The 8946-nt window shown below is 50.9% G+C and carries 8 protein-coding genes; all 8 read right to left on the reverse strand.

The genetic code is table 11. The annotated features are described in order from the left end of the window. Positions 1-1141: lipid-A-disaccharide synthase (gene lpxB, locus A918_RS0117960; protein WP_022712385.1), on the reverse strand; the 1141-nt coding region annotated here is incomplete at its 3' end. A gap of 323 nt (positions 1142-1464) precedes the next feature. Next, positions 1465-2343 carry an LpxI family protein gene (locus A918_RS0117965; protein ID WP_028233983.1) on the reverse strand — a complete coding sequence of 293 codons (879 nt, stop codon included), beginning with the start codon at positions 2341-2343 and terminating at the stop codon, positions 1465-1467. Between the two features lies 1 nt (position 2344). Then, positions 2345-3175: an acyl-ACP--UDP-N-acetylglucosamine O-acyltransferase gene (lpxA, locus tag A918_RS0117970; RefSeq protein ID WP_022712387.1), complete on the reverse strand. Its 831-nt coding sequence runs from the start codon at positions 3173-3175 to the stop codon at positions 2345-2347. A 96-nt stretch (positions 3176-3271) separates the two neighbouring features. Beyond that, a complete protein-coding gene (gene fabZ / locus A918_RS0117975) occupies positions 3272-3733 on the reverse strand; it encodes a 3-hydroxyacyl-ACP dehydratase FabZ (protein WP_022712388.1) in 462 nt (153 codons plus the stop codon). Position 3734: 1 nt separating this feature from the next. Then, the gene (gene lpxD, locus A918_RS0117980) at positions 3735-4781 is read right to left on the reverse strand and encodes a UDP-3-O-(3-hydroxymyristoyl)glucosamine N-acyltransferase (protein ID WP_033316251.1); all 1047 of its coding nucleotides are present in this window, start codon (positions 4779-4781) and stop codon (positions 3735-3737) included. 67 nt (positions 4782-4848) lie between these two features. Further along, positions 4849-7191 carry an outer membrane protein assembly factor BamA gene (gene bamA, locus A918_RS0117985; RefSeq protein WP_022712390.1) on the reverse strand — a complete coding sequence of 781 codons (2343 nt, stop codon included), beginning with the start codon at positions 7189-7191 and terminating at the stop codon, positions 4849-4851. A 260-nt stretch (positions 7192-7451) separates the two neighbouring features. After that, positions 7452-8591, reverse strand: coding sequence for an RIP metalloprotease RseP (rseP, locus tag A918_RS0117990; protein WP_022712391.1), 1140 nt, complete (start codon positions 8589-8591; stop codon positions 7452-7454). Between the two features lie 54 nt (positions 8592-8645). Beyond that, positions 8646-8946: CDP-archaeol synthase (locus A918_RS0117995; protein WP_028233985.1), on the reverse strand; the 301-nt coding region annotated here is incomplete at its 5' end.

Raw genomic sequence — 8946 nt, forward strand, 5'->3', positions numbered from 1 at the left:
CAGCCCCCATTTCACCGGCAGGCTTATCCGTATGCATTCTAGTGATAATCCGCTCGAAACCATCAATCTGTGCCTGCCGCACCAATCCGTCTTCAAGCAAACGCTCAATCTGACGGCACAGCATGCCCGCACGGACAAACTCGTTAAAGAACTCAGGAATGACCGGCGTATCATCAATAATATTCGGCAGTGATGCGCTCCAGATGGTTATCAGCCGCGTAATAAATAATCTGCTGAAGAGATCGGCCTTGTAGGTAATCACTGCCGGAATTTTGGTCAGCGCCAGTTCAAGCGACACAGTACCGGAAGCAGCCAATGCCGCATCGGCCTTGGCAAAGGCATCCCATTTCGCAGCCTCACCGGTAACAATAACCGGCTTAACCGGCCAGTCTTTTGTCAGGTTCTGCACATAGGCTTCATGGCGTTCCGGTGTCGGCAAAATTGCATGCACAGTTCCGTTGCGCTCATTCAGCAATTGCAGCGTTGTGCCAAATTCTTTGAGCAAAGCCTGTATTTCAGACCGGCGGGAGCCCGGCAAAAGCAGAATGGTTTTCTCGGCATCTTCTGCCGGTGCTTTGCGGTTTTTCCGCGCTTTAGCCACATCCAGCAATGGCTGATAACTGCTCAGCCGGTGGCCAACATAAGTCGATTTCGGGCCGGAAAGGCGCTGCATTACCTCTACCTCAAAAGGCAGAACCGTCAGCACGTGATCAATATATTTGCGCATTTCCTTGGCGCGCTGCGGACGCCATGCCCAGACCGTCGGGGCAATATATTTGATGATCGGTATCGACGGATCGGCCTGACGCACTTTCTTCGCTACGCGGTGAGTGAAATCCGGACTGTCAATAATCAGCAGGCAATCCGGCTTTTCAGCCACAATCGCTTTGGCTGTCTGGCTGATCCGCATAATCAGTTTCGGCAACCGCGCCAGCACTGCTCCAATACCCATCAAGGCAATCTCGTCAGGATCAAACAGGCTCTGCAATCCGCGCTGTTGTAAATGTGTGCCGCCAACGCCCACAAGGCTGATCAGGCGATCCGTTTTTGTGCGCAGCGCATCCACGAGATCCGCCCCAAGCAGATCTCCGGATTCCTCACCGGCTACAACAGCAATTTTCAACGGAAGTTTTTCACTCATATTCAAACCGGCATCCTTTGGATTAAAGTGGTTCCGGTCAGAGCAAAATCATTGGAACCGTATTATCTCTTTATCTGGTCGCATTGTCACAGCAGTCAAGTTGAGCCAACCTGACGGTGAAATGCTTCAGAGCGGCTTGAGTTCATATTGAAGCACAGCGCTCGCTCTAGTTTCTTTAGTTGGTCGCATTGTCACAGCTGTCAAGTTGACTCAACTTGACTGTGAAATACTCCGGCTCGCACCCGATTGAACGAAAGTGCTTCGGTTGCAAGAGCTGCAGCATAGTTGCTGAACAGCGGCAGAGCTATACAGGTTTTGAAAATTTATTCGCGCGGACTGTCGAAAGTAACAATAAACAAGCCCTGCGCATCGGCGGATTGAACCGTGTCGTGATAGGATAACATCACAGTACGGCCTGCCTCGATAGCGATCCCTGCAAGCCCTGCAGCTGCAATATTGGTCACTGTATCAATGCCGATCGTCGGCAGATCAGCCCGCTCATCCTGTGCAGGTTTTGCGCATTTAACCAGCACTCCGCCCTGACGCGGGATGCGGCCCTCCTGACGCAACTGGCGCACACGCTCAATCATATTATCGGTGCCTTCAGCACCCTCCAGCGCCACAACACGACCGCCGGCAGCAATGGCACCCTGCCCGACATCCAGCTTGCCCAAGATAAAGGCAGCCTCACGTGCAAGATCAATATTATGCTGTTCTTTTTTATCCGGCTTAACCGCAGTCAGCACGGATGCTGCCGGTGCCAGAATATCGGGCACAATCTGATGTGCGCCGACCATATGAAAGCCGTAAGATTCCAGAAGCCCGATAAAAGCACGGAGCAAAGCATCATCGCCTTTGCCCAATGCTTTAAACACCCGTGGCAGTGCACGGATGGTTGTCATATCCAAACGTATATCGCTTAAATGCGGACGTTGGCGGACACCGCCCGCCAGAATAACATTCTTCGCACCGGCTTGTTTCAGTGCCTTAATCAGGCGGGTGAATTCCACCACTGAAACAGTTTCATGGTCGAACCGTTTGAGACTTTCATCCGCCTCGCCCTTCAGACAAATGACAAAGGGCGGATTGCCTTTCTTTTCAAGAGCCTCTGCCACAACTTGCGGCAAAAGCCCGTTACCGGCAATAATAGCGGTTCTGGCTTCAGCATCTACGGCCCGGACAGAAACAGCGCTTTTCGTCATATTATGAATGGTCTTCAATATGACCGTGCTTGCCATGCAGAAGCGGTGTCGTGAACGAGCTGCGCTTGGCATCGGCTGTGATGAAAGCAATCAGATCGCCCACTGCCGGTGAATCTGCAAACTCAATGCGCACATCTTCCACGCGCTCTTTCACCGGTTTTGTACGGTCAAACAGCATACGTGTTGCACGGCGCACAGCATGAATTTCTTTACGTTCCAGACCGGAACGTTTCATACCGATGATGTTGAGACCGCCGAGATGCGCATGAACGCCAATGGCCATGCCGAACGGAATAACATCCTGCACAACAGCCGCCATACCGCCAACAAAAGCATGATGCCCGACGCGGACGAACTGGTGCACAGCAGCACCGCCGCCGAGAATTGCATGATCGCCGATTTCACAATGGCCGCCAATCATCACATTATTCGCAAAAGTTACGTGATTACCGACATCGCAATCATGGGCGACATGGGCATAAGCAAGAAATGTGGAATTATCGCCGACATTGGTATAGCCGCGGCTGGTATCGGAACCACGATGCATGGTTACGCCTTCGCGGATCATCGCATTTTTGCCGACCAGCAGTTTGGTGTGGCCACCTTTATGCTTACCGTTTTGCGGCTCGCAACCGAGAATAGCGTGCGGGAAAACTTTGGCGTTTTCACCAAGTGTCGTAAACCCCGTGACAACAACATGGCTCATCAGCTCGCTGTTATCACCAATCTCTGCGCCTGCCTGAACATGGCAGAAAGCGCCGACAGAAACACCCTGACCAAGTTTGGCGCCCGGTTCAACGCAGGCTGTCGGGTGAATAGAGGTTTCACGCATTCAAATCACGCTTTTTCTTCAGTTATGTCAAAGCCCGAACCGGACTTTGAAAATTAATGTATTTGTTTGCAGGATCGCCTGTAACAGACTGTCTGCTTACGCACCAGTCATTGCAGAGACATCCGCTTCGGCAACTTTAACGCCGTCAACTTCAGCGACACATGCAAATCTTGAAATATTTCCGCGCTGCTTCACTTTTTTAACGCGAAGCAACATGCGATCACCCGGAACAACAGGACGACGGAATTTTGCATTATCAATTGTCAGCAAAAATACGGTTCCTGCATTTTCAAGGCCCATTTTGAGCATTGAAATCGCACCGGCGGTCTGCGCCATAGCTTCAATGATCAATACACCGGGCATAATAGGGGTCGCAGGAAAATGTCCAGTAAAATGTGGTTCATTGAATGTCACATTTTTGATACCGGTCGCGGAATCATCACCGTCAATATCGACAATACGGTCGATAAGAAGAAACGGATAACGATGCGGCAGAACTGCCAGCAACTTCTGAATATCTGCTGAACCAAGGCTGTTCTGCTCAACATTCTCACTCATATCAGGATTTCTCCTTTTTAGACTGTCCGATACTACGCAACGTCGCAATATCGCGGAACCACTGCTTCAGCGGTCTGGCTGGCAGACCACCCCATCTCTCACCATCGGGAATATCATTCATCACACCGCTCGCAGCAGCAATCTGCACGCGCGAACCGATTGTGATGTGATCTGCAAGGCCGACACGCCCGCCAAGCATTGTCATGTCGCCGATGGTAACACTGCCGGAAATTCCGCAGTGACCGGCCACAATACAATGCCGCCCGATTTTTACATTATGTGCAACATGCACCAGATTATCGATCTTGGTGCCCTCGCCGATCACAGTATCACTCAGTGAACCGCGATCAATCGTGGTATTCGCACCGATTTCCACACCATCCTGAATGATAACGCGACCGAGTTGCGGCACTTTTTCAAGTCCTGCGGGCCCCGGTACATAACCGAAACCATCCTGCCCGATGCGAACACCCGGATGCAGATAAACGCGATTACCGATCAGCGCATAGGTCAGGGAAACATTCGGCGCGATGATACAATCGCGACCGATTTTACAGCCTGCGCCAATTACACTATTCGCACAGATTGTTGTTCCTGAACCGATAGATACACCGGCACCGACGACTGCGCCCGGCTCAATCGTAACATCGCTTTCAATCTCGGCACTCGGGTGAATCGTGGCATTTTCAGAAATACCGGGAACGCCCAGCAATGAGCGCGGATGCACAGCCTGCGCATAAAGCTTACGGCCGACAGCAGCAAAATCCCGCTGCGGCGATTTACTCACCAGAATCGCAACGCCCTCAGGAATCAATGATGCCTGCGCTTCTGCGCATAGCACAGCGGCCGCTTTGAGCGAGCTCAGAGCAGCTTCGTTCTTCTTACCTTCAAGGAAAACAAGAGAATCCGGTGTTGCATTATCCAAAGACGCCAAATGCTCAATTTTCCGGTCGGCATATTGCTTTGTCAGCAATTCGGAACCGGTAAATTGAGCAATATCAGCGACGTTGAGTGCACAGGACAGCGTATAAAATACAGGATCTGCCATCAACATACTTTCTCTCCTGAGGCGGATCTTCTTTGCAGAGATTACGCCTCAGGAAAAAGCAAATTTATCAGAACTTGCTCGACATACCAAAATTGAAGTTCTGAACTTTGTCGGAATCTTCTTTCTTAATAGGAATAGCATAGTCAAAGCGCAGCGGACCGAACGGAGAAGCCCACATCAGACTTACACCAGCCGAAGCTCGCAGTGCACTGCCGGTTCCAATTGCACCTTCAGTCTTGTTACCATAGAGCGTTGCAGCATCTGCGAAGAACGCACCACGGATACCAAGGCTTTCCGGAACAACCGGCATCGGGAACTGAACTTCAGCGCTGGCGTTGAAGTAAGTTGTGCCACCGAGCCAGTAACGGTCACCGTTAGCAGCATCCTGATACGCACCGATACCGTTATATTTGAAGCCGCGGATCATGTCAGTGTTACCTTTGAACATATCAAAGATACGCAGACCGTCATCGGTGAAGGAGTGAATGTAACCACCACCGGCAGTCAGTACACCAACAACATCAGCTTCCTGCAGCAAGGTCTTGTAATAGCTTGCTTTTGCAGTTGTCTTCATGAATTTGGCATCGCCGCCGAGACCAGCAAATTCCTGACCGAAGCGAACATAAATACCGTCATGCGGGTTGTTCGGGTTATCGATCGTATTATAGGTCAGAGCATAAGAAATCGACGAACGCAGCCATGGGCTCTGTTCAGCGGCTTCAATCAAAGCCGGAGCGTAGATATTCATATCATCGCTCTTGAGCTTATACTTTTCCTGAACCAGGTTATAACCGATGCTCGCACCGAAATTGTCGGTAATCGGCAGACCAAAACGGATTGTACCACCGGTCTGTTCTACGTCATACTGGTCTTTAACGCGGTAGGACTTACGGAAAATATCGAAGCCTGCAGAAACACGCTGACCGAGGAAATAAGGCTCGGTGAACGAGAACGAATAGTTACGCGCATCATCCTGACCGGCACCTGCACCGATACGGATATACTGACCACGACCAAGGAAGTTGCGCTCTGCAACCGAACCTTCAACCGAAGCACCCGGTGTTTCACCACCCGATGTATAACCTGCACCGATGGAGAACTCACCTGTAGGCTTTTCAACAACGTCAACGATCAGCACCACCTGATCCGGCTCAGAACCCTGAGCGGTCGAGATGTTAACTGTCTGGAAGAAGTCCAGAGCCTCGAGACGACGCTTGGCGCGTGTAATCATAACCTGATTGAAAGCATCGCCTTCGCTCATGTCGAATTCACGACGGATAACATAATCACGGGTCTTATCATTACCGCGGATTTCGATACGCTGCACGTAAGCGCGCGGACCTTCTTCCACGTTATAAACAACCGAGATTGTGCGGTTTTCGAAGTTACGGTCGCCGCGTGGCTCAACCTTAGCGAAAGCATAACCGCTGCCGGCAACGCGCTCAGTTACAGCTTCAACCGACTTTTCAACGTCGTTGGCGCTATAAACTTTACCTGCGCGGGTCTTCAGCATGCCACCGAGCGCTTCTGTATCAACGCCAGCGATTGAGCTTTCAACCTGAACATCACCGAATGTATAACGCTGACCTTCTTCAACAGTGAAGGTGATCGTGTATTCGTTTGTCGCAGGATCCAGAACCGCATTGGACGAAATCACGCGGAAATCAGCATAACCACGGTTGTAGTAGAAACGACGCAGCGCTTCTTCATCTGCCTGCAGACGATCTTCGCTGTAAATGTCGCCGCGTGTCAGCCATGACAATGGATTGGTACGCTTGGTGGAGATCACGTCACGCAGACGACGACCACCGAAAGCTTCATTACCTACGAAATCGATATTGGCGATTTTTGTACGGCCGCCTTCAGTGATTTCATAAACAACGTTTACACGACCCTGACCGAGATCAACCGTACGGGCGTTCACAACAGCGTCGCTGCGGCCGACATTGCGGTAAGCCTGAATGATGGCCTGACGATCTGATTCCATCTGTGCAGGATCAAAAGGGCTACGCGCCTTCAGCTCTACCGCACGACCGAGATCAGCATCTTTGACTTTCTTGTTACCCTGGAAGAGTACGTTGTTAACAACCGAGAACTCGGAAACAGTGACAACGAGTGCACCGCCCGACTGGCTGATACGAACATCAGAGAACAGGCCCATATTGAAAAGGCTTTTTACAGCCGCATCAATATCAGCATTGGTGAATGACTTGCCAGGCTTAATGCCGATGGCGCCACGAATTGTCGATGCATCAACCCGCTTGTTACCGCGAACGTCAATACGACTAACGACTGCTGCCTGTGCAACACTCACAGTAGCAAATGAGATCGCTGACGTTCCGGCAGCAACCATAGCTACCGACATAGCGACCGCAGAAGCAGCACCAAAGAACTTTGAATTTGCCGTCATAGGTCTATTTAACCTTCGTTTCGTTGCCCCGGGCCGTAATCCGGGAAAATAGCGCATAATGCAAACTGTAATAACCAGTTTTCATATACAAGCAAGCTTCACTATTAAAATCTGTTTACTTCATTCCCGAACGTGGCACAGGTGCCACGCAAATCCAATAGCATGGTAAACAGATTATTGCTTTTCTTGTATAATCCCCTCGTATTTTACACAATTCGTTAATGTTTTAATTCAAAGGCTTGAGCCTTGTCCAGTTCAGATTAGCAGCCAAAGAGATCATTGTAAAAGACGAATCCCATAAAGCCGAGAACGACAAAGAAACCAAGCCGGAAGAATAATTCCTGTACTGCCACCGGAACAGGACGTCCCAAAACAGCCTCTCCCGCATAAATCACCAGATGCCCGCCATCAAGAGGGGGAAGCGGAAATAAATTGAACAATCCAATGCCAACCGACAGCATCGCAATCAGCTGAACCAGCCATTCAAAGCCGTGTTGCGCCGCTTGTCCGGCCATATTAGCAATTTTTACGGGTCCGCCCAGCTGACATTTATCTTCACGCCCCATTACCAGTCTCTTCATAAAAGTACCGGTACGGCTGATGATATGTCCGGTTTCGACCACAGCCTCCCCCACCGATTCGAGCGGGGAATATTCAACCTTGCGGTAATTGCCTGTGTCTTTGGTGATCGTAACACCGATCACACCGAGCTTGATTTTGTTACCCAGCGCATCCGTCTGTTCCATAATTTCAGGAACAGCTTTCAGGTTGATTTCCTGCCCGTCGCGCTCAACAGTGAAAGACAGTTCATCACCGCTACGTCCGTTCACAATACGTTGCACATCGGCAAAACTATTGATCTGCGTACCTTCCACATTGATGAAACGGTCACCCGGTTTAAAGCCTGCCACAGCGGCAGGACTGCCTTCATTAACCTCTGCAATGGTCGGATCAGCAACAAGGCGTCCGTAGCTGGCAAAGAAGAAGCTCAGAATGGCAATTGTCAGCAGAAAATTGAATGCGGGGCCTGCAAAAACGGTTGCAGCACGTTTCCAGACCGGCTGCGTCGCAAAAGCAACCTTGCGCTCGGCTTCAGTCATGGCGGACAGACCCTCGCCGTCCGGCGCACTGGCGGCATTCATATCACCGGCGAACTTCACATAGCCGCCGAGAGGAATCGCACAGAGCTTCCAGCGTGTACCGTTACGCGCTGTATAACCGATCAACTCCGGTCCGAAGCCGATAGAAAAGGCCTGAACGCCGATACCGCACAGACGGCCGACGATGAAATGTCCCATCTCATGAACAAAAACAACAACGGCCAGAACGAGAATAAACGGAAGTAATGTGCCAACCAGCAGGCTGTCGCCGCCGAATAAATATGCAAGGGGATCACCCAAAACTCTAACTCCCGTAATTCAAAGTCTCAAAATATGCTTTTACCGCAGCGCTACTTACAGAGGCTGCAAGACAATGCCGATAAACATTGCTGAAGGTGAATCCGGCCCTGTCACCAGAGCACCGATAATATAGAGCATGACAGCCGCCACAATCAGGCCATCCACGCGATCCATCACCCCGCCATGCCCCGGCAGCAGCTTGCCGGAATCCTTGGCTCCGAAGCGGCGCTTGACCCATGATTCTCCGAGGTCGCCCATCTGTGAGGCAACCGAGAGCGCAATAGCCAGAATAACCATCGGATATTTCACACGGTCAAAGCTGAAATAGCTGACCGCCGCGGCAGCAATCATTGCT

Origin of the sequence: Pseudochrobactrum sp. AO18b (assembly GCF_000409565.1) — a bacterium.
GTDB lineage: Bacteria > Pseudomonadota > Alphaproteobacteria > Rhizobiales > Rhizobiaceae > Pseudochrobactrum > Pseudochrobactrum saccharolyticum.

What these genes read in the sequence shown, in the direction of transcription:
- A918_RS0117965 (WP_028233983.1), bottom strand. Translation starts at nt 2,343, where the DNA reads ATGACGAAAAGCGCTGTTTCTGTCCGGGCCGTAGATGCTGAAGCCAGA.
- lpxA (WP_022712387.1), bottom strand. Translation starts at nt 3,175, where the DNA reads ATGCGTGAAACCTCTATTCACCCGACAGCCTGCGTTGAACCGGGCGCC.
- fabZ (WP_022712388.1), bottom strand. Translation starts at nt 3,733, where the DNA reads ATGAGTGAGAATGTTGAGCAGAACAGCCTTGGTTCAGCAGATATTCAG.
- lpxD (WP_033316251.1), bottom strand. Translation starts at nt 4,781, where the DNA reads ATGGCAGATCCTGTATTTTATACGCTGTCCTGTGCACTCAACGTCGCT.
- bamA (WP_022712390.1), bottom strand. Translation starts at nt 7,191, where the DNA reads ATGACGGCAAATTCAAAGTTCTTTGGTGCTGCTTCTGCGGTCGCTATG.